A 20714-nucleotide genomic window follows, 5' to 3' on the forward strand; every position below is an offset into this window, starting at 1 on the left:
AAAAGTGTTTCTCGCTTAAGAGTGTGCTTCCTGAGCTTCTGTGATAATGGCGTAGAGCTCTTGGTCGCTCTGTGCCGCGCGCAAACGACGACAGACCGTTTTATCTGCGAGGCGTTTGGCAACCAGCGAAAGCGTGTGTAAGTGGGTTTTACACTGGTCCGCGGGTACCAGCAGGGCAAACAGCAGGTCAACCGGCTGATTATCTACCGCATCAAAAGCGATAGGCTGATCGAGGCTAATAAACACGCCGACAGCGCGTAAGGTGTCCTCTTCCAGCTTGCCATGTGGAATGGCGATGCCGTTACCAATACCGGTACTGCCCATGCGTTCGCGGGTCAGGATGGCTTCGAAAAGCGTCTGGTGTGGCAGATTGAGCTGCTTCGCTGCCAGCTCGCTGATAATCTCCAGCGCGCGTTTTTTACTCTGGCAGTGTACGCCGCTACGGGTACAGTCCAGTGAAAGGACCGAGCTCAATTCCAGTGTTAGATCGTTGTTCATCATCGTTTCACTTGCGAGTTCACATAGCCGCGAGTTTCAGGCAATTGATTTCATTACCGTTCACCCGCTGGCGCTTGCGCAGATGACAAAACGGGGCGGTAAGTTCCGCCCCATTTATGCTCTAAGTGCCGAATCAGTCAGCACTCTGCAAGCGTGAAGGTTAGTGTTTTTTCAGTTTGTCTTTGTGCTTGGTCAGCTGACGGGAAAGTTTATCGATTAACCCGTCGATGGCCGCGTACATGTCTTCCGCTTCCGATGTGGCGTGCAGCTCTCCGCCGTTAACGTGCAGTGTTGCATCCGCAACCTGCGTCACCTTCTCTACCTTCAGAACAATATAAACCTGATTGATACGATCAAAATAGTGTTCCAGTTTGGCAAATTTGGTATTTACAAATTCACGCAGAGGTTCGGTAATTTCAACATTAAGTCCGGTAAGGTTTAGCTGCATAGGTCTTCCTTCTTCGTTCGGTCAAACCAATTGCTTGCGCTGGTTTGATGGCGGTATAGATAAAGACTCGCGATATTTAGCAACCGTACGTCGCGCAACCATGATGCCCTGTTCAGACAACATGGAGGTCAGTTTGCTGTCGCTCAAGGGTTTTGCGGGGTTTTCCGCCGAGATTAATTTTTTCACTAATGCACGAATCGCCGTGGAAGAGGCTTCGCCGCCGCCTTCGGTGTTGACGTGACTGGAGAAAAAATACTTCAGTTCAAAGATGCCACGCGGGCTGTGTAAATACTTTTGCGTGGTCACGCGGGAAATGGTGGATTCATGCATATCAACAGCTTGAGCGATATCCGCCAACACCATCGGACGCATGTACTCCTCACCCTGCTCAAAAAACGCCTGCTGCTGTTCAACGATACAGCGTGTCACTTTCAGCAGCGTGTCGTTGCGGCTCTCCAGGCTCTTAATCAGCCACTTGGCTTCCTGTAAGTTGCTGCGAATAAACTGGTTATCGCTTTCATTACGGCCAGCTCCGCCCATCGCCGCATACTGCTGATTGATTTTCAGGCGCGGCATGCTGTCCGAATTGAGTTCAACCGTCCAGCGCTTGCTGATTTTGCGCACCAGAACATCGGGAATGACATATTCCGGTTCGCTGGTGTTAATTGACTGGCCTGGGCGCGGATCGAGTGACTGAATCAGCAGCATCGCCTCTTTCAGCACTTCTTCCTTCAGACGGGTTACGCGCATTAGGCTGCGGAAATCATGGTTGGCCAGCAGATCGAGATGTTCGCTAACAATCAGGCGTGCTTCCGCCAGCATGGGCGTGTCGGCAGCATATTGCGACAGCTGGACTAACAGGCAATCACGCAAATCACGTGCACCGACGCCGATTGGATCAAAACGCTGCACGCGCTTGAGCACGGCTTCGACTTCTTCCAGCGCCAGCTCTTCATCACCAATGCTGTCATAAATGTCTTGTAAGCTGACGGTGAGGTAGCCGGTGTCATCAATGGCATCAACAATTGACGTGGCAATCGCGCGATCGGTATCAGTGAACGGCGTTAACTCAACCTGCCACATCAGGTAATCCTGCAGCGATTGGGTGGTTTCGCCTTGGTAGATCGGCAGTTCGTCATCCTGGTAATCGGTGCCGGTGCCTGACGGTGTGCCTGCGGTGTAGATTTCGTCCCAGGTAGCGTCGAGCGGAAGCTCTTCAGGCATATCTTTCTGCTCAAGCGCTTCGCGCGTGTCTAACGAATCACTTTCCTGATCCTGAAATTCACGTGTGTCAACTTCTTCGTGCAGTTCGGTTTGTTCAAGCAGCGGATTGCTTTCCAACGCCAGTTGCAGTTCTTGCTGGAGTTCAAGCGTAGAGAGTTGCAGCAAGCGAATGGCTTGCTGCAACTGTGGAGTCATCGCCAGCTGTTGGCTGAGCCTGAGTTGCAAACCTTGCTTCATAATTCGGTAAGAATTTCCTAAGCAAACGTAGGGTGTTACAACACCTTATCAGAGTCTGAACTCTTCGCCCAAATAAACACGCTTAACCTGCTCATCTACAAGAATTTCATCAGGCGTGCCATGGGCAATTAAATGTCCCTGGCTGACGATATAAGCGCGTTCACACACCGCGAGGGTTTCACGCACGTTGTGGTCGGTAATCAGCACGCCAAGGCCGCTGTCACGCAGATGCTCGATGATTTTCTTGATGTCGATAACCGAGATCGGGTCAACACCGGCAAAAGGTTCGTCCAGCAGGATGAATTTCGGATTAGCCGCCAGCGCGCGGGCAATTTCCACACGACGGCGTTCACCACCCGACAGCGCCTGGCCCATGCTGTCGCGCAGATGGCCAATATGGAACTCTTCCATCAGCTCGTTGGCCCGATCCTGACGCTGTTCTTCGGTTAAATCATCACGGATCTGCAGCACAGCCATCAGGTTGTCGTACACGCTCAGGCGACGGAAGATCGAAGCTTCCTGCGGCAGATAGCCGATGCCGCGACGGGCGCGCGCATGCAGCGGCAAAATGCTGATGTCTTCATCATCAATCACGATGCGGCCGGCATCGCGCGGCACAATGCCCACCACCATGTAGAAGGTGGTGGTTTTACCGGCACCGTTTGGGCCCAGCAGGCCGACAATCTCGCCGGATTTTACCTGCAGGCTAACATCTTCCACCACGCGGCGGCCTTTGTAGGCTTTCGCCAGGTTTTCAGCGATTAGTGTAGCCATAGCAATCAGTTACTCTTTTTAGGGCTCGCGGACGAACCGTTTTTGTCCTGCAGCTGCGACGGTACCAAAACGGTAGTCACGCGCTTGCTGTCGCCCTGGCTGAACGCCTGCATCTTCTGCTCTTTCACCAGGTAAGTGATGCGGTCGCCTTTGATGTTGCTGTCCTGCTGCTGAATGAAGGCATTGCCGGTCAGCTCAACAAAATCGTTCGCCAATTCATAGTGCAGTTTACTTGCGTGGCCTTGCACCGGCTTACCGTTATCTTGCATCTGATAGAAGGTGGCTGGCGTGCCGTAAGCATCAACAATGGTTTTTTTGCTATCGCCGCCCGGACGAGTGACCACCACTTTATCGGCGGTAATCTTGATGGAACCCTGCGTCACAATTACGTTGCCGGTAAAGGTCGCGACGTTGCCCTGCAGATCCAACGCCTGGTTAACGGAGTCGATATTTACCGGTTTGTCTGAGTCGCCGGTTAATGCCAGCGCAGGCAGGCTCGTTGCCAGCAGCGTACTCACCAGCAATAACTTAAGGCTATTTTTGTTCATTTTGAATTTCATAGGAAGTTTTGACCTTTTCAAGCAGCTCAGCATGTTTCGTCCGTAAATTGCCGCGCATTTTCATGCCAGTGGAATTAAAACTGCGGCCAAAAAGGGTGACTTGATCGTCAGATGTCACATCCTGGGTGACCAAATTAACCTGAGCGTTATCGGTAAGGATGCGCTCAAGCTGTGAATCCTGAGTCAAAGAATTGACAACAACGTTGCCGTAAAGATAAAGCATACGATCTTTGGTCAGCTTTGCCTTATCGGCGCGTACCGACCATGTCGCCACTTTATTTACGTCATAGGTGGTCATCACCGGATTATCGAACCAACTTATCTCATCGGCAGCAAAGTAGGTCACTTTATCGGAGACCAGCTTATAGCCCAGCGCGCCTGTGGGGTTATACACCACCGTGTTCGATTTCTCGCTGGTGTAGGTTGGCGCTTGATCGTTGGTTGCCACCGGCGTTCTGTCGTCATCCTGGTTGGTGAGATTCCAGCCGATCAGCACTAAGGCGATCAAGGCCAGGATCAGCGTCATCCAACGCCTGCTCTTACTCATATTGATTGCCCTTTGGCATCCTCAAATTTGTTCTGCGCCATCAAAATCAGATCGCACAACTCACGTACCGCACCGCGGCCACCAGCAATGCGGGTCACATAATGCGCGCGCGGCAGTAAAATCGGGTGAGCATCAGCAACGGCAACGCTCAAACCCGCCTGCGCCATTACCGGCCAGTCGATCAGGTCATCGCCAATGTAGGCGACCTGATCGGCCGTTAATGACAGTTTATCCAGGAGTTCCCGCCAGGCCAAAAGCTTATCCGATTGTCCCTGGTAAAGATGCGTAATGCCGAGCGTCTTACAGCGATCTTCCAGCAATTTTGCTTTGCGGCCGGTAATAATAGCCACTTCGACGCCGGAGGTCAGCAGGCAACGCACGCCATAACCATCACGCACGTTAAAAGCTTTCAGCTCTTCACCGCTGTTGCCCATATAAATGACGCCATCGGACATCACGCCATCAACGTCACAAATCAGCAGGCGAATCTTCGCAGCACGCGCCATGACGTCCGCGCTCACCGGACCGTAGCAAGTCTCGACCATCGCCGTTTCAGCACTCATTATTTCTTCCTGTTAGACCACGCCAGCGCGCAGCATGTCATGCATATGTACCACACCGAGCAGGCGATCGTCATCGGCCACCAGCAGGGCGGTGATGTTTTTGTTTTGCATCAAATTAAGGGCGTCAACGGCCAGCATATTGGGGCGCACGCGAATGCCGCCGCTGGTCATCACTTCCTGAATGGTGGCTTTCTGGAAATCGATGCCCATATCAAACACGCGACGCAAGTCACCATCGGTGAAGATGCCTTCAATTTTCATTAGGTCATCGACGATCACCGTCAAACCGAGATTCTTACGGGTAATTTCCAGCAGCGCATCACGCATCGACGCATCACGGCTTACGTGCGGGATCTCATCGCCGCTGTGCATGATATCGCTAACGTGTAGCAGCAGTTTGCGGCCCAGCGCACCGCCGGGATGCGACAGCGCAAAATCTTCCTGGGTAAATCCGCGCGCTTCCAATAACGCCACGGCCAGCGCATCGCCCATCACTAAAGTCGCGGTGGTGCTGGTGGTTGGTGCCAGGCCGAGCGGACAAGCTTCCTGCGGCACTTTCACGCACAGATGCACATCTGCAGCGCGGCCCATCGCGCTCTCAGGACGGCCGGTGATACAAATCAGCTGCACTTTCTGGCGCTTTAACACCGGCACCAACGCAAGGATTTCTCCGGATTCACCGCTGTTAGAAATCGCGATCACCACATCATTGGTGCTGACCATGCCGAGATCGCCGTGGCTGGCTTCGCCGGGATGCACAAAGAACGAAGGTGTACCGGTGCTGGCAAAAGTCGCGGCCATTTTTTTACCGATATGCCCGGATTTGCCCATGCCCATCACCACCACTTTGCCGCGGCATGCAAAGATCATCGCGCAGGCGCGATCGAAATCATCATTGATATATTGATCAAGCTGCTCCAGCCCTTCGCGTTCGATGCGCAACACCGCTTTGCCTGCTTGCTGAAAATCGAAATCCGGTTGCTGATGTGACATGGTCAGTCCGTCCTTAATAGCTTGTGATAAGCATGGGGCTCAGCCATAGCCACAGCACCCACGCGATAAAACCACCTAATAATAGTGTGCCTGCGATACGACCAATACGGCGTTTGCGCAGCAGGCAGAGCAGGGCGAACAGTACGCTCACTGCCAGCATCACCCAGTAATCACGTGCGAAGGCATGCGCATCAACGCTGCCGGGATGAATCAGCGCCGGCAGGCCGAGAACAATCGCCAGATTGAAAATATTGGCGCCGATCAGGTTACCGATCGCGATATCGTCCTCACCTTTCAGCGCGCCAGCCACCACGGTGGCCAGTTCGGGCAAACTGGTGCCGACGGCGATCAGCGTCAGGCCCATCACCAGTTCGCTCACACCAAAGTAGTCGGCAAAGACGGTAGCGTTGTCGATCACCATACGCGTCGACATCGGCAAAATAATCAGTGCAACCGCCAGCCACAGAAAGGCCACGGTGTTGCCTGCCTCATCGCGCGGCAGCTCCGCCAGCTGTTCGCGGGTTAGCGTGTCGTTGTTATCGCGTTCAGCACGGCGAGCAATGCGAATCACCACCAGCAGATAACCCAATGCAATCAGCAGTAATGCGATGCCGTCGAGTCGACTTAAATAGTTATCAAACAGCATGATGCCGCTGAGCAGTGAGACTAGCAGCATTAATGGCAATTCGCGCCGAATCAGATTGGAGTGTACTGTCAATGGGTGGAGCAGTGCCGCGCCGCCCAGAATTAATAGAATATTGGTGATGTTCGAGCCCAACGCGGTGCCAACCGCTAAATCCATCTGCCCATGCTGTGCGGCCGAAAACGAGACGATCAATTCCGGTAATGATGTGCCAATGCTCACCACCGTCATACCAATGATCAGCGGTGGGATGCCAAAGGATCGACAGAGGATCGCGGCGCTAAATACCAAACGGTCGGCACCGTAAACCAGTAATATCAATCCGATAAACAGCAAGGCAGAGGCTACGAACATTAAAAATCCTTGATGGATGGAGGTGTCGGCGAACCTTGTCCGACGGGTAAAAACATTCTGCACGCACTAACAGGCGCTGATTTTGACTGTCTGAGAGGCAAAAGTAAATTTTAAGGCCGTTTTCGCCACACTAAGTGGGTAAGTTTCTGTAAAACTATCGTGCATTCGAGGCTACCAGGCTACCATCCACAGCTTTGATAGCGCCCGATCCGCATAAAGAGGTAAAGATGATCCAGCAGCAAACGAATCTGGTTGAGGTTCGTGGCGTCAGTTTCACGCGCGGAGATCGTACTATCTTCGACGACATCTCGTTAACGGTACCTGCCGGTAAAGTCACCGCGATTATGGGCCCGTCCGGAATTGGCAAAACCACATTATTGCGTCTGATCGGTGGGCAATTACAGCCCGATAAAGGCGAGATTTGGTTCCGCGATCAAAATATCCCGACGCTTTCCCGCACCAAATTGTACGAAGCGCGTAAAAAAATGAGCATGCTGTTTCAGTCCGGCGCGCTGTTTACCGATCTCAACGTGTATGAAAACGTTGCCTGGCCGTTGCGTGAACATACGCAGCTGCCGCCAGAGCTGTTGCACAGCACCGTATTGATGAAGCTGGAAGCGGTGGGTTTGCGTGGAGCCGCTAAACTAATGCCTGCCGAACTTTCTGGCGGTATGGCCCGCCGTGCGGCGCTGGCGCGTGCTATCGCGCTGGAACCCGAACTGATGATGTTCGATGAGCCTTTTGTCGGCCAGGATCCGATTACCATGGGGGTGCTGGTGAAGTTAATTGACGAACTGAATCATGCTCTGGGCCTGACCTGCATCGTGGTTTCACACGATGTGCCTGAGGTCTTGAGCATTGCCGATCATGCCTATATTGTTGCCGGACAAAAAATCATTGCTCAGGGTAGCGCGCCGGAACTGCGAGAAAATCCCGATCCGCGTGTGCGCCAGTTTATCGAGGGTCATGCGGATGGTCCGGTGCCTTTCCGCTTTGCCGCTGGCGATTATCTCAGCGACTTGACCCGCTCAGGGAGAACGTAAACTGATGTTGTTACAGGCGCTAGCGTCATTTGGACGTCAGGGAATCAATACCTGTGCCGCTTTTGGCCGCGCAGGCCTCATGTTATTTCATGCGTTAGTCGGTAAGCCGGCGTTTCGTCGCCATGCGCCGCTGCTGGTAAAACAGTTGTATAGCGTGGGCGTGTTATCGTTACTGATCATCGTGGTATCTGGCTTGTTTATTGGCATGGTGCTGGGTCTGCAAGGCTATCTGGTGCTCACCACTTACAATGCGGAAACCAGCCTTGGCATGCTGGTGGCGCTCTCGCTGCTGCGTGAGCTCGGTCCGGTCGTCACGGCGTTGCTGTTTGCAGGCCGTGCGGGTTCAGCGTTAACCGCTGAAATCGGGCTGATGAAAGCCACCGAACAGCTCTCCAGCATGGAGATGATGGCCGTCGATCCGCTACGACGCGTGGTCTCACCGCGCTTCTGGGCAGGATTTATCAGCATGCCGTTGCTGGCGTTGATCTTTACCGCCGTTGGTATTGCCGGTGGCGCGCTGGTTGGCGTGAGCTGGAAAGGGATCGATCCCGGTTTCTTCTGGTCGGCGATGCAGAACGCGGTAGATTTCCGCACTGATGTCGTTAACTGCATGATCAAAAGCGCAGTCTTTGCCGTCACGGTAACCTGGATTGCGCTCTTTAATGGCTATGATGCCATCCCGACCTCGGAAGGGATCAGTCGTGCGACAACGCGTACCGTGGTGCATGCTTCACTGGCGGTACTCGGTTTGGATTTTGTGCTGACAGCACTGATGTTTGGGAATTGATGCAATGCAAAGCAAGAAAAACGAAATCTGGGTTGGCGTCTTCATGCTGGCTGCGCTGCTGGCGCTGTTATTCCTCGGCCTGCGCGTTGCCGATCTCAAAACTATCGGCACCGAACCAACGTGGAAGATGTATGCCACCTTCGATAATATCGGCGGACTGAAAGTCAGTTCTCCGGTGAAAATTGGCGGCGTGTTAATTGGCCGGGTGTCAGATATTGCGCTGGATGAGAAAACCCTCTCACCGCGTGTGACCATGGATATTAGCGATAAATACGCTGATAAGATTCCCGACACCAGCTCATTAGCCATCCGTACTCAAGGCCTGCTCGGTGAACAGTTCCTGGCGCTGAATTTAGGTTTTGACGATCCCGAGCTTGGTTCTTCTATGCTGAAAGATGGCGGCACGCTGCGTGACACCAAGTCGGCGCTGGTGCTGGAAGACCTGATCGGTCAATTCCTCTATAAAAGCGGCGATAACAAATCTGACGATAAATCACAGGGTGCGCAGAGTGCACCGGCAGCACCTGCAACAACGGAATAACCTACGAGGTAAAACATGATGTTTAAACGTTTACTGATGATTGCCCTGTTGGCAATCGCACCGCTGGCAGCCAACGCCGCAGCGGATCAAACTAATCCTTACAAGCTGATGAACGAAGCGGCGGAAAAGACCTTCACCCGCCTGAAAAATGAACAGCCGAAGATTAAGCAGGATCCGAACTATCTGCGCGAAGTGGTACGTCAGGAACTGATGCCGTACGTACAGATAAAATATGCCGGTGCGTTGGTTCTTGGTCGCTATTATCGCGATGCGACACCGGCGCAACGTGATGCCTACTTTGCCGCGTTCGGTGATTATCTGGCACAGGCTTACGGCCAGGCGCTGGCGCTGTACAACGGTCAAACCTACCAGATTCAGCCGGAGCAGCCGATTGGCGATGCCAATATCGTGGCGATTCGCGTCACCATCATCGATCCTAATGGGCGTCCGCCTGTGCGTCTCGATTTCCAGTGGCGTAAGAACAGCCAAACTGGCAACTGGCAGGCGTATGATATGGTGGCCGAAGGCATCAGCATGATCACCACGAAACAGAATGAGTGGGGCGATCTGCTGCGTACCAAAGGCATTGATGGCTTGACGGCTCAGCTGAAAACCTATGCCGCACAGCCGATCACCCTGGATAAAAAGCAATAATGAGTGAACCGTTACGCTGGCAGCGCACTGCCAGCACGCTGGCCTTAAGCGGCAAATTAGATCGTGATACTTTGCTGACCTTGTGGCAGGAACGTGACACTGCGGTGGCGGATATCACCACCATTGATGTCGCCGGACTGGAAAGGGTGGATTCAGCGGGTTTAGCGCTATTGGTGCATCTGCGTGAAATTGCGCGTGCTCAAGGCAGCGCACCGCTTTTCTCTGGGATCTCCGATAAACTCCAGTCACTGATCACGCTGTATAACCTGCAGCAGATTATTGTTTCTGCGGAAAAAATCGCCTGATCGAATGATGTCGATGCTAAGCCCCTGATTTTTTCAGGGGCTTTTGCGTATTTAAGAGTCAGACGCTTTCCTCTAAGATGTCTGCCTTATTATTATTAAGCGAAGTAACGAGCGATGGAAAATAGTGAAGTTCAGGCCGTGCTGATGCAGGCGCTGGCATTAGAAGAAGTACACGTACTTAGCAACGATGGCAGCCATTTTCAGGTCATCGCGGTGGGCGAAATGTTCGGCGAACTGAGCCGCGTGAAGAAGCAGCAGGCTGTGTACGCGCCGCTGATGGAATATATTGCGGATAACCGTATTCATGCGGTTTCCATCAAAACTTATACCCCAGCCGAGTGGGCGCGCGACCGTAAACTCAACGGTTTCTAAGTGCCTCACCGGTTGTTTTATTGATAGATAATTGAGAGCGGTGTTAATGGACAAATTTCGTGTGCAAGGCCCCACCCGTTTAAGTGGTGAAGTGACCATTTCCGGGGCGAAGAATGCTGCGTTGCCGATTCTGTTTGCTGCGCTGCTGGCTGAAGAGCCGGTAGAGATTCAGAACGTACCGAAGCTGCGTGATATCGATACCACCATGAAGCTGCTGAATCTGCTGGGTGCGCGCGTTGAGCGCAATGGGTCGGTCCACGTTGATGCTCGCGAAGTTAATGTTTTCAGTGCGCCATACGATTTAGTGAAAACCATGCGTGCTTCGATTTGGGCGCTGGGTCCGCTGGTGGCGCGTTTTGGTCAGGGCCAGGTTTCACTGCCGGGCGGCTGCGCTATCGGTGCACGCCCGGTCGATCTGCACATTACTGGCCTGGAACAGCTGGGTGCGGAAATTAAGCTGGAAGAGGGCTACGTTAAAGCTTCTGTCAATGGCCGTCTGAAGGGCGCGCATATCGTGATGGATAAAGTGTCTGTCGGCGCTACCGTTACCATCATGAGCGCGGCCACGCTGGCCACCGGCATCACCATCATTGAGAACGCCGCGCGTGAGCCGGAGATTGTCGATACGGCAAACTTCCTCAACACGCTGGGTGCGAAAATCACCGGCGCGGGCACAGACAAAATCACCATTGAAGGTGTTGAGCGTCTGGGCGGCGGCGTTTATCGCGTGCTGCCAGATCGTATCGAAACTGGTACTTTCCTGGTCGCAGCAGCCATTTCACGGGGCAAAGTTGTTTGCCACAACACGAAGCCAGATACGCTGGATGCCGTGCTGTCTAAATTGCGTGAGGCTGGTGCAGAGATCGAAGCGGGCGAAGATTGGATCAGCCTGGATATGCACGGTAAGCGTCCAAAAGCGGTGAATATCCGTACCGCGCCGCATCCTGGCTTCCCTACTGACATGCAGGCGCAGTTCACACTGTTGAACCTGGTGGCAGAAGGAACCGGTGTGATTACCGAAACCATCTTCGAAAACCGCTTTATGCATATCCCTGAGCTGATTCGTATGGGCGCGCACGCGGAAATTGAGAGCAATACAGCGATTTGTCATGGCGTAGAAACCTTGTCGGGTGCGCAGGTGATGGCCACCGATCTGCGTGCATCAGCGAGTCTGGTGCTGGCGGGTTGTATCGCGGAAGGCACCACGATAGTGGATCGTATCTATCACATCGACCGTGGCTACGAGCACATCGAAGATAAGTTGAAAGCGATGGGTGCAAATATCGAGCGCGTAAGCGGCGAATAATTTCTGCTTCGTAGATCAAAAAAACCAGTCACGGCAACGCGGCTGGTTTTTTTTCATTGGTATTACAGTCAGATCTTTTTACGATCCTTCGGCGATCGTATGCACTTCTTGCGATCCAATAACTGGCCGGTAACAGGATCGTAATATCGGCTTGGCCAGATGTCTGCCGGATGAACCTTGATCGCATTGGCGATTAGCCACTCACCTTTGGGCCAGGGACGCGACAGCGCATTGGCTAGCGTTGAGGAGCTGAGCCCTGATTCGCGTGACAGCGCTGCCAGTGATGTGCCTTTCTTACGTAATGCAGCAATGATATCTGCCGGGTGCCAATCCGCTTTCCTTGTGTACATAACTCTCTTCTCCATGTCCGTGTTATTACTTCATCTCCGCTGTAAAAAGGCGCTCCCGTGGCAGAGATATCTGGAAAAAACCCGCATTTTTATAGCAAATGTTTCCCGTAATTTTCCAGTAAATGTTTGGCCGGCGCACGAAACTGCGTCGCTTTTCGCAAAAGCGATGCAAGAGATGTAAGTAAAAAGGGAGAAGAGTGAGGAAGGAAACGGGGCCAGGGAAGGCCCCGTTGAAATCAGAAATCGCGCTGTACTGACATGTGCGCCAGCGCTTCGAGGGCGCTGCGCCACGGGCTTTCGGGTAATACCTGCAGGGCTGCGATGGCTTTATCTGCCTCTTCTTCAGCGCGTTTGCGCGTCCACTCCAGCGAGCCAGTCTGTTGCATCGCTGCCAGCACCGGTTCCAGCAGATGACGACCGTTACCTTCTTCAATGGCTTTACGGATCATCTGCGCCTGCTCAAGCGTTCCGTTGTGCATCGCGTGCAGCAATGGCAGCGTCGGTTTACCTTCGCTCAGGTCATCACCGGTATTTTTGCCCAGCGTTTCACCATCTGCGCTGTAATCCAGCAAATCATCAATTAACTGGAAAGCGGTGCCAAGGTAGCGACCATAATCCTGTAACGCCTTTTCCTGCGCGGGCGTCGCCTCAGCTAAAATCGCCGACGCTTGCGAAGCAGCTTCGAACAGGCGAGCGGTTTTGCTGTAGATCACCCGCATGTAGCTCTCTTCAGTGATATCGGGATCGTTGCAGTTCATTAACTGCAGCACTTCTCCTTCGGCGATCACGTTGACCGCTTCCGACATCAGCGCAAGGATCTTTAGGGATCCCATGCTGGTCATCATCTGGAATGAGCGCGTATAGATAAAATCGCCCACCAGCACGCTTGCCGCATTACCGAACGCGGCGTTAGCGGTGGCTTTGCCACGGCGCATATCGGATTCATCCACCACATCATCGTGCAGCAGCGTCGCCGTATGGATAAATTCGATCAGCGCCGCATTAGTGATGTGCAACGATCCCTGATAATTCAGCGCGCGTGCCGACAGCACAGCGATCATCGGACGGATACGTTTGCCCCCGCCGCTGATGATGTAATAGCCCAACTGGTTAATCAGTGAGACTTCTGAATTCAGCTGCTCGAGGATGGTCTGGTTGACGGCCGCCATGTCCTGCGCGGTTAATTCATTAATCTGTTCTAAGTTCATTCGTCTTTTCAGCTTTACTCGTTTTTTGCATGGTAAGCGCTTTACACAGCGTGAGTTCAGGTAATCTGTTACTGATTGTACTTGAAAAATCGGGTTGCGAAACGTTTGCATTCGCCTTGCGCTTTTTTTCTGCAAGAGAGTGCAAAGTGCTCTTGTCTTCTGCTGGAGTATTGCGTAGAATTCGCGCCCTATTGTGAATATTTATCGCGCCGCCTGATGAATAGAAAGGCACGCGCAGAAGCGGAGTTTTATATGTACGCGGTTTTCCAAAGTGGTGGTAAACAACACCGAGTAAGCGAAGGTCAGACCGTTCGCCTGGAAAAGCTGGACATCGCAACCGGTGAAACCATTGAGTTTGACCAGGTTCTGATGATCGCAAATGGCGAAGACGTGAAAATCGGCGCGCCACTGGTTTCAGGCGGTGTGATCAAGGCAGAAGTTGTTGCTCACGGTCGTGGCGAGAAAATTAAAATCGTTAAGTTTCGTCGTCGTAAACACTACCGTAAGCAAGCTGGTCACCGTCAGTGGTTCACAGATGTGAAAATCACTGTGATCGGCGCGTAAGAGGAGATCTGACAAATGGCACATAAGAAGGCTGGTGGCTCGACCCGTAACGGTCGCGACTCCAACGCAAAACGTCTGGGTGTAAAACGTTTCGGTGGCGAATCTGTTCTGGCAGGTAGCATCATCGTTCGTCAGCGTGGCACCAAATTCCACGCAGGTAGCAACGTAGGTTGTGGTCGTGACCACACCCTGTTTGCCACCGCAGACGGCAAAGTAAAATTCGAGATTAAAGGCCCGAACAACCGTAAATATATCAGCATCGTTGCTGAGTAAGGTTGTCGTGCTGCAGACGTCTAACGTCTGAATACACGAATGAAAGGCCCCGCAGCTTTGCGGGGCTTTTTACATTCTGCTACTGAGCTTGCTGGATAACAGTTACGCTTTAGCACAGTTGTTGTACAATTTATGTACTCCTGGCTTTGCCAGTCTTGTATTATCCGCCGTCGGTCAGCGCAGAAGACCCTGGCGGACCCGTTTGCGGCCTGCAAGCTGCCGTGAACGACAGCGTGACGGAGAAATAAAATGAAGTTTGTAGATGAAGCGACGATCCTTGCGGTCGCGGGTGATGGCGGCAATGGTTGCGTAAGCTTCCGCCGTGAAAAATATATTCCAAGAGGCGGCCCGGATGGCGGCGACGGCGGCGACGGCGGCGACGTGTATTTGTTGGCGGATGAAAACCTCAACACCCTGATCGATTACCGCTTTGAAAAGTCTTTCCGTGCCGAACGTGGCCAGAATGGCCAAAGCCGTGATTGCACCGGTAAACGTGGTAAAGACATTATCGTTAAAGTGCCCGTTGGTACCCGCGTAATTGACCAGGGTACCGGCGAAACGCTGGGCGACATGACGCGTCATGAGCAGAAGCTGATGGTGGCGAAAGGCGGCTGGCATGGCCTTGGTAACACGCGCTTTAAATCCTCAGTTAACCGTTCCCCGCGTCAAAAAACCATGGGAACACCGGGCGAGAAGCGTGATCTGCAACTGGAACTGATGCTGCTGGCTGACGTTGGTATGTTGGGTCTGCCGAATGCCGGTAAATCGACCTTTATTCGCTCGGTATCCGCAGCGAAACCCAAAGTTGCGGATTATCCGTTCACTACGCTGGTGCCAAGCCTTGGCGTGGTGCGTATGGACAACGAAAAGAGCTTTGTTGTCGCCGACATTCCTGGCCTGATTGAAGGCGCAGCGGATGGCGCAGGTTTGGGTATTCGCTTCCTGAAGCACCTTGAGCGCTGCCGCGTGCTGTTGCACCTGATCGATCTTGCCCCTATCGATGAATCTGATCCGGTAGAAAATGCCCGCATCATTCTCGGCGAACTGGAGAAATACAGCGATAAACTGTTCCAGAAGCCGCGCTGGTTAGTATTCAACAAATGTGACCTGCTGAGCCGCGAAGAAGCGGAAAGCCGTGCCAAAGCGGTAGTGGAAGCATTAGGCTGGGAAGAAAAATATTACCTAATCTCTGCGGCTAGCCATGATGGCGTGAAAGATCTTTGCTGGGATGTGATGAGCTTTATCATCGAAAATCCAAAAGAAGCCGAAGAAGAAACTAAAGAGCCAGAGAAAGTGGCCTTCATGTGGGATGATTATCACCGTGAAGCCATGGAAACGGCGCAGGAAGTGGAAGAAGACGACGATTGGGATGACGACTGGGACGAAGAGGACGACGAAGGCGTCGAAATCATTTACCAGCGTTAATCGTACAAAAAAGCGGCCCGAAGGCCGCTTTTTTTATGTCTTAACCCAGCACCGCCACCGTCAATCTCGAGGTGCAGCACAGTTGGTCGCGGGCGTTACGAATCTCAATCTGCCAGCTTTGATTACGCGCACCAAGGTGTAACGGGCGGCAAATACCGCGCACTTCACCGCTGCTTACTGCACGATGGTGGCTGGCGCTCACCTCAATCCCCACCACGCTTTTACCTTCTTCGATGCTGAGATAACCGGCAATCGATCCCATCGACTCCGCCAGCACTACAGAAGCGCCGCCGTGCAGCAGGCCAAACGGCTGATGCGTGCGGGCATCCACCGGCATGGTGGCTTCGAGATAATCTTCACCGATGGTGGTAAACACAATGCCAACGTGTGCCACCAGCGAGTTTTCACCCATCTTATTCAACGTTTCAACATCGACCGAACGTTTCCAGATTGCCATAACTTAGGATCCCAGCGTTGCGCCACCGTCGACCACAATATCCTGCAGCACCACGTGGCTGGCAAGATCCGACGCGAGGAACATCACGTTAGCAACGATCTCCTGCGGTTTAGCGATCTTACGCAGCGGGATCCCCAGCTTGTACTGATCCGGGAAACCATTGATCATCTCCTGCTCGGCTTCTGGCGTATGCCACAGGCTGCGTTGCATATCGGTATCGGTGGAACCCGGAGAAACGATATTGCAGCGCACGCCGTAAGGCGCCATCTCTAAACCCACGGTCAGACACAAGCTGCGCAACGCCGCTTTGGAAGCGCCATAAGCGGACATACCAAGGCGCGGCGCATGTGCCGCATTAGAGGCGATAGTCACAATCGCACCCGCACGCTGCTGGCGAAACACTGGCAAGGTTTGCTGGAACAGGTTGAACGCGCCGCCGGCATTCACCGCCAGACACGCCTGCCAATCGTCGAACGACAGTTCATCGGTGCTGCCAATACGCAGGATGCCGGCACCGTTCACTAGTACATCGAGACGCGGCTGATCTGCCAGCAAACGCTGACAAACCGCTTTCACCTCGGCGGCGTTCGCCACATCCAGCACCTGCGTGGTGAAAGGATAGTCGGCCTGTTCGAAACGCAGATCGAAGCCGATAACCTGCGCGCCCGCCTGATGGAAGCTCAGCGCGGTGTGGTAACCAATCCCTTTGCCTGCGCCGGTTACCCAGACGATTTTTCCACTGAAATCGAAAGTTGCACTCATTTAGCTGGCACCCGTGATAACAGCGCCCACCAGCCATCGATGGTCGGATTTTTTGCCAGACTGACGAAATCGATGTCGCTGTGCACCTGACGCCAGCGCGCCGCCAGCGCCATCACGCGTACTGAATCCAGACCGTAATCGATCAGGTTCTCGTCATCTGCAGGTACATCGTCATCTTCCAGCAGCGGCAGAATCAGCGCACGCAGATCGTCTTTGCTCAACGGCAGCGGCATCAGGTCGGCGGTCATCACTACTTTACCGCTGCGACCTGCGGTGTAAGTCAGCGCCATCATGTGCTCTTCGCGCGTGAAGTCGGCCAGCGCATCCGCCACCATAAATGGCTGGATATTACGCATAAAGGCGTCAGTCGCGGTGGTCAGGCAACCGATGTGCGCGTACACGCCGGTGATGATTAGCTGATCGCGGCCCATCTCCTGCAGGATCGATTCCAGCGGTGAGCGCACGAAGGCGCTGTAACGCCATTTGGTCAGCACCTGGTCGTCCTGATCCGGTGCCAGCGCATCAACGATCTTCTGCTGATCCGGATGTTTGTTCAGGCCCGGCCCCCACATGTCGTTGAGGAGTGCGCGATCGGCATCGCTCTGTTCGTTCGGCTGAGCGGTATAGAACACCGGTATGCCCTGCGCTTTGCAGTAAGCACGCAGACGAGCGATGTTTTCCACCACCTGATTAACCAGCGGGCTGTTTTCGCCCCAGAAATTAAGGAAGTAAGCCTGCATATCGTGAATCAGCAGCGCGGCACGCTGAGGCTCAAGCGCCCACTTCACTTTGTTGGTAGGCAGTTCAGTCGCTGCGGGCAGCGCGTAAGCGTTCAGTTTTGGAATAGCCATTACAATCTCCGGAACAGGTCAGGCTTGCGCTTGTTGGTCGGCAAGCTGTTGGCGTAAACGTTTTTTATCCACCTTGCCGACAGGCGTCAGCGGCAGGGCATCGACGCAGGTAATACGGTCAGGTAATTTGAACTCGGCCACGCCCAGTTCTCGCAGGTGACGACGCAACGCCACTGCTTTGATCGGTTGGCTGGAAACGATAAAGGCGCAGCTCTTTTCACCCATCAATTCGTCGTTCATCGACACCAGCGCGGCGTGGATCACATCCGGATGGCGTTGCAACAAATTTTCGATCTCTTCCGCGGCGATCTTCTCGCCACCGCGATTGATCTGATCCTTTTCCCGCCCTTGCACGGTGATGTAGCCCTGCGCGTCGATCTCAATCAGATCGCCCGAACAGTAAAACCCGTTGGCGTCGAAGCTGGCGGCGTTATGTTCCGGGCTCTTGTAGTAGCCACGGAAGGTGTAGGGGCCGCGCGTCATCAGGCGACCGATGGTGCCGGTTGGCAGCGCGTTGCCGTGCTCGTCAGCGACCCACACTTCGTCATCTTCAGAGATCGGGCGGCCTTGCGTGGTGAGAATGATGTTCTCATCGTCGCCAAAACGCGTGTAGTTCACCAGACCTTCGGCCATGCCGAAAACCTGCTGCAGCTGACAGCCAATTTCACGCTGAATGCGTGCCGCGAGGGTTTCGCCCAGCTTGGCGCCGCCCACCTGAATGCGCTGCAGCGAAGCCAGCTGTTTATTACTGCCCCATTCCTGAATCGCCTGTAGCCACAAACTCACCGCCGGCGGCACCAAACCGGTATCGGTGACCTGATGCTTCTCAATCAGCGGGAAGCAGAGCGTGGCGCTGGGATCGGCAGCCAGAATCACCTGACCACCGGCATAAAACACACCGAGCGAACCCGGGGAGCTCATGGCAAAGTTATGCGGCGCGGGCAGGGCGATGAGATAACGCGTATCGGCGGTCACCTGACAAATCTCATCACTGGCGCGAATGCTGTAGTAATAGTCGTTGTGGGTGCGCGGAATCAGCTTCGGCGTGCCGGTGCTGCCGCCGGAGAGCTGGAAAAACGCCACTTCATCAGCGGCGGTTGGTGTGGCGAGGTAATCACCCGCGGCTTCCGCCATCAGCGCTTCCAGCGTATTTTCCGGCTGGTTGTCATTACGCAGAATCACCTGCTGCAGCGAAGGCTGCGCGGCGCACAGCGCGTTGATAAAGCTATCATCAGCAAACAGCGTGTGAGTGCGATCGGCAATCAGCAGTTTAGGTTCGATCTGCGCCGCATAGGCGCTTAGTTCGGTGCGCTGATGGCTGAACAGCGCAAATACTGACGCTACGCCGAGCTTAAACAGCGCAAATGCCGTGACATAAAAATCGGCCACGTTGCCAAGCTGCACCAGCGCAGTATCGCCATTTTGCAGGCCACGACGCTGCAGCGCGGCGGCCAGGTTGCTGCTCAGCACGTCCATTTCGCGATAGCTGATCTGGCGATCGCCATCAATCACCGCGATGGCATCATTATGCTGATGACGCGTCAGAATGTCGGTCATCGGCACATCCAGCCAGTAACCTTTTTCGCGATAGCGCGCAGCCAGGTCGTCCGGCCAGCGAGTATAGGGAATGCTCATGTTCTTTCCTTTATTGCAGTCCAAAGGCGCGCAACATGGTGTCCAGCTTCACGCCGGTTTCACGCCATTCTGATTCAGGTTGGGAGTCGGCCACGATGCCCGCACCGGCAAACAGGCGCACCCGCGTGCCATGCACGGTGCCGCAGCGGATGGTGACCACCCATTCGCCATTGCCCTGGCTATCGCACCAGCCGACGATGCCGCCAAATAGTTGGCGATCAAAAGGTTCCAGCTGGTGAATAAGCTGCTGCGCGCGCTGATGGGGGAAACCGCTCAACGCAGGCGTCGGGTGCAGCAGGCAGGCCAGCGACAGCGCATTTTCGCGCTCATCCTGCACTTCGCCGTCGATTTGCGTGGCGAGATGCCACAGCGTGGCGGTGGTAATCAGCGACGGAATGGTCGGCACCGACAGCAAACGGCTGCGCGGCTGCAAGGTGTCGCGCATCGCGTCGGTTACCAGTTTGTGCTCATGACGATCTTTGCCGGAATCCATCAGCGTATCGCCAGCGGCACGATCCTGCTGGGCATCGTCGTGATTGCGCCGCGCTGAGCCCGCCAGCGGACAAGAGCTAAAATCGCGCCCCTGTTTGCGCAGCATCAGCTCCGGACTGGCACCAATCAGCGCACCGCCTTGCGGCAGCGGCAGATGGAAATGGTAGCTGTTGGGGTTCTGCGCAATCACGCGCTGCATCAGCGCTGCGGTATCAACCGGCTGTTCGGTAACGATATCCATCAGACGCGACAGCACCACTTTATCCAGATCGCCGCGCTGCGTGGCCGCCACCGCATCTGCCACCATCGTGGTAAACACATCGTGATCCGGCACTGCGGTGCGACGTCGCACCTGCGGCAGATCGCTGACGTTTTCCGGCAACGCGTTTTGCAGGTCAGCGCGATTAAACGTCTGATAGGATTCAGGAATGAACAGCGCGGCGGGCTGGCTGACGTCAAACGGGATCGCCCCGACCAGAATCGGATTGTCGATGCCCTGTTTTTTCGCCGCGGCAAAATGCTGACGTAACTGTTGTTGAAAATCACCGTCCAGCGACGCGGCGTCATCTACCGGCGCGGTAACGGTGGTATAGCATCCTTGCGTTGCCAAACTACGCCACGGCGAGGTAAAGAGGAAACCACGGCTTAGCGCGGAATAATCCTTCAGCCAGGCATTTTCAAACGTGGAAGATTCCACCATAATTTTCACCTATAAATGATAAGATTATTAAGAATGATTATCATTTTTATTATGGGCCTGTAACCTACGTCGATTGGGCAAAAGTGTCAATCCATTCGCGGGATTTCAGCTGCGTTTAGCCGTAATCAGGCGCTGACGCTCAGCAGGG

General features: G+C 54.1%; 26 protein-coding genes. 10 read left to right on the forward strand and 16 right to left on the reverse strand.

Annotated features, from left to right (window positions below):
• Positions 1-15: 15 nt before the first annotated feature.
• The 9 genes from ptsN to ACFQW4_RS14570 all read right to left on the reverse strand — a co-directional run bounded on the left by ptsN (position 16) and on the right by ACFQW4_RS14570 (position 6841).
• Positions 16-498: a PTS IIA-like nitrogen regulatory protein PtsN gene (gene ptsN, locus ACFQW4_RS14530; protein ID WP_176970221.1), complete on the reverse strand. Its 483-nt coding sequence runs from the start codon at positions 496-498 to the stop codon at positions 16-18.
• A 160-nt stretch (positions 499-658) separates the two neighbouring features.
• On the reverse strand, positions 659-946 hold the full coding sequence (hpf, locus tag ACFQW4_RS14535; protein ID WP_101762283.1) for a ribosome hibernation promoting factor: 288 nt from the start codon (positions 944-946) through the stop codon (positions 659-661).
• A gap of 21 nt (positions 947-967) precedes the next feature.
• A complete protein-coding gene (gene rpoN / locus ACFQW4_RS14540; RefSeq protein ID WP_377725945.1) occupies positions 968-2407 on the reverse strand; it encodes an RNA polymerase factor sigma-54 in 1440 nt (479 codons plus the stop codon).
• Between the two features lie 48 nt (positions 2408-2455).
• The gene (gene lptB, locus ACFQW4_RS14545) at positions 2456-3181 is read right to left on the reverse strand and encodes an LPS export ABC transporter ATP-binding protein (protein WP_008104371.1); all 726 of its coding nucleotides are present in this window, start codon (positions 3179-3181) and stop codon (positions 2456-2458) included.
• Between the two features lie 5 nt (positions 3182-3186).
• Positions 3187-3741 (reverse strand): lipopolysaccharide ABC transporter substrate-binding protein LptA, encoded by a 555-nt coding sequence (gene lptA / locus ACFQW4_RS14550; protein WP_036648348.1) that lies wholly within the window; start codon positions 3739-3741, stop codon positions 3187-3189.
• Positions 3716-4288, reverse strand: a complete 573-nt coding sequence (gene lptC / locus ACFQW4_RS14555; RefSeq protein WP_101762281.1) for an LPS export ABC transporter periplasmic protein LptC — start codon at positions 4286-4288, stop codon at positions 3716-3718. The genes lptA and lptC overlap by 26 nt, the downstream gene beginning before the upstream one ends.
• Positions 4285-4851, reverse strand: coding sequence for a 3-deoxy-manno-octulosonate-8-phosphatase KdsC (gene kdsC / locus ACFQW4_RS14560; protein ID WP_101762280.1), 567 nt, complete (start codon positions 4849-4851; stop codon positions 4285-4287). Before kdsC ends, lptC begins: the two co-directional genes overlap by 4 nt.
• Positions 4852-4863: 12 nt before the next feature.
• A complete protein-coding gene (kdsD, locus tag ACFQW4_RS14565) occupies positions 4864-5844 on the reverse strand; it encodes an arabinose-5-phosphate isomerase KdsD (RefSeq protein WP_110868082.1) in 981 nt (326 codons plus the stop codon).
• Between the two features lie 13 nt (positions 5845-5857).
• Positions 5858-6841 carry a calcium/sodium antiporter gene (locus ACFQW4_RS14570; protein ID WP_101762278.1) on the reverse strand — a complete coding sequence of 328 codons (984 nt, stop codon included), beginning with the start codon at positions 6839-6841 and terminating at the stop codon, positions 5858-5860.
• A 227-nt stretch (positions 6842-7068) separates the two neighbouring features.
• Between ACFQW4_RS14570 and mlaF the strand changes: the two genes are divergently transcribed.
• The 7 genes from mlaF to murA all read left to right on the forward strand — a co-directional run bounded on the left by mlaF (position 7069) and on the right by murA (position 11849).
• Positions 7069-7884, forward strand: coding sequence for a phospholipid ABC transporter ATP-binding protein MlaF (mlaF, locus tag ACFQW4_RS14575; RefSeq protein WP_377725950.1), 816 nt, complete (start codon positions 7069-7071; stop codon positions 7882-7884).
• Positions 7885-7888: 4 nt separating this feature from the next.
• Positions 7889-8671, forward strand: a complete 783-nt coding sequence (gene mlaE, locus ACFQW4_RS14580) for a lipid asymmetry maintenance ABC transporter permease subunit MlaE (RefSeq protein WP_007886633.1) — start codon at positions 7889-7891, stop codon at positions 8669-8671.
• 4 nt (positions 8672-8675) lie between these two features.
• Positions 8676-9212 carry an outer membrane lipid asymmetry maintenance protein MlaD gene (gene mlaD, locus ACFQW4_RS14585; protein ID WP_137385047.1) on the forward strand — a complete coding sequence of 179 codons (537 nt, stop codon included), beginning with the start codon at positions 8676-8678 and terminating at the stop codon, positions 9210-9212.
• 18 nt (positions 9213-9230) lie between these two features.
• Positions 9231-9866: a phospholipid-binding protein MlaC gene (gene mlaC, locus ACFQW4_RS14590; RefSeq protein ID WP_101762276.1), complete on the forward strand. Its 636-nt coding sequence runs from the start codon at positions 9231-9233 to the stop codon at positions 9864-9866.
• Positions 9866-10171 carry a lipid asymmetry maintenance protein MlaB gene (gene mlaB, locus ACFQW4_RS14595; protein ID WP_008104353.1) on the forward strand — a complete coding sequence of 102 codons (306 nt, stop codon included), beginning with the start codon at positions 9866-9868 and terminating at the stop codon, positions 10169-10171. Before mlaC ends, mlaB begins: the two co-directional genes overlap by 1 nt.
• 114 nt (positions 10172-10285) lie before the next feature.
• On the forward strand, positions 10286-10543 hold the full coding sequence (gene ibaG, locus ACFQW4_RS14600) for a BolA family iron metabolism protein IbaG (protein ID WP_008104351.1): 258 nt from the start codon (positions 10286-10288) through the stop codon (positions 10541-10543).
• 46 nt (positions 10544-10589) lie between these two features.
• A complete protein-coding gene (murA, locus tag ACFQW4_RS14605) occupies positions 10590-11849 on the forward strand; it encodes a UDP-N-acetylglucosamine 1-carboxyvinyltransferase (protein WP_377725954.1) in 1260 nt (419 codons plus the stop codon).
• Between the two features lie 68 nt (positions 11850-11917).
• Here the strand turns inward: murA and ACFQW4_RS14610 are convergent, their stop codons facing one another.
• Positions 11918-12199 (reverse strand): helix-turn-helix domain-containing protein, encoded by a 282-nt coding sequence (locus ACFQW4_RS14610; RefSeq protein WP_101762273.1) that lies wholly within the window; start codon positions 12197-12199, stop codon positions 11918-11920.
• 236 nt (positions 12200-12435) lie between these two features.
• A complete protein-coding gene (gene ispB / locus ACFQW4_RS14615) occupies positions 12436-13407 on the reverse strand; it encodes an octaprenyl diphosphate synthase (protein ID WP_101762272.1) in 972 nt (323 codons plus the stop codon).
• A 252-nt stretch (positions 13408-13659) separates the two neighbouring features.
• Here ispB and rplU point away from each other — a divergent pair, with 252 nt between their 5' ends.
• From rplU to cgtA, 3 genes are all read left to right on the forward strand, one after another.
• Positions 13660-13971 carry a 50S ribosomal protein L21 gene (rplU, locus tag ACFQW4_RS14620; RefSeq protein ID WP_007886644.1) on the forward strand — a complete coding sequence of 104 codons (312 nt, stop codon included), beginning with the start codon at positions 13660-13662 and terminating at the stop codon, positions 13969-13971.
• Positions 13972-13986: 15 nt separating this feature from the next.
• A complete protein-coding gene (gene rpmA, locus ACFQW4_RS14625; protein WP_007886647.1) occupies positions 13987-14244 on the forward strand; it encodes a 50S ribosomal protein L27 in 258 nt (85 codons plus the stop codon).
• Between the two features lie 249 nt (positions 14245-14493).
• Positions 14494-15669: an Obg family GTPase CgtA gene (gene cgtA, locus ACFQW4_RS14630; RefSeq protein WP_101762271.1), complete on the forward strand. Its 1176-nt coding sequence runs from the start codon at positions 14494-14496 to the stop codon at positions 15667-15669.
• A 40-nt stretch (positions 15670-15709) separates the two neighbouring features.
• Here the strand turns inward: cgtA and ACFQW4_RS14635 are convergent, their stop codons facing one another.
• Genes ACFQW4_RS14635 through ACFQW4_RS14655 form a run of 5 tightly spaced genes read right to left on the reverse strand, consistent with a single transcriptional unit; the run spans position 15710 to position 20566 of the window.
• Entirely contained in the window at positions 15710-16126 is a 417-nt protein-coding gene (locus ACFQW4_RS14635) for a hotdog fold thioesterase (protein WP_101762270.1), read from the reverse strand.
• A 3-nt stretch (positions 16127-16129) separates the two neighbouring features.
• Complete coding sequence (gene dhbA, locus ACFQW4_RS14640; protein WP_101762269.1) at positions 16130-16888, reverse strand: 2,3-dihydro-2,3-dihydroxybenzoate dehydrogenase; 759 nt, start codon at positions 16886-16888, stop codon at positions 16130-16132.
• Entirely contained in the window at positions 16885-17739 is an 855-nt protein-coding gene (locus ACFQW4_RS14645; RefSeq protein WP_110868078.1) for an isochorismatase, read from the reverse strand. Before ACFQW4_RS14645 ends, dhbA begins: the two co-directional genes overlap by 4 nt.
• A gap of 18 nt (positions 17740-17757) precedes the next feature.
• Complete coding sequence (locus ACFQW4_RS14650) at positions 17758-19374, reverse strand: (2,3-dihydroxybenzoyl)adenylate synthase (RefSeq protein WP_377725959.1); 1617 nt, start codon at positions 19372-19374, stop codon at positions 17758-17760.
• A 10-nt stretch (positions 19375-19384) separates the two neighbouring features.
• Positions 19385-20566 (reverse strand): isochorismate synthase, encoded by a 1182-nt coding sequence (locus ACFQW4_RS14655; protein WP_377725961.1) that lies wholly within the window; start codon positions 20564-20566, stop codon positions 19385-19387.
• Positions 20567-20714 lie beyond the last annotated feature (148 nt).

Source organism: Pantoea sp. GCM10028869 (genome assembly GCF_042666835.1).
Taxonomy (GTDB): domain Bacteria; phylum Pseudomonadota; class Gammaproteobacteria; order Enterobacterales; family Enterobacteriaceae; genus Pantoea; species Pantoea leporis.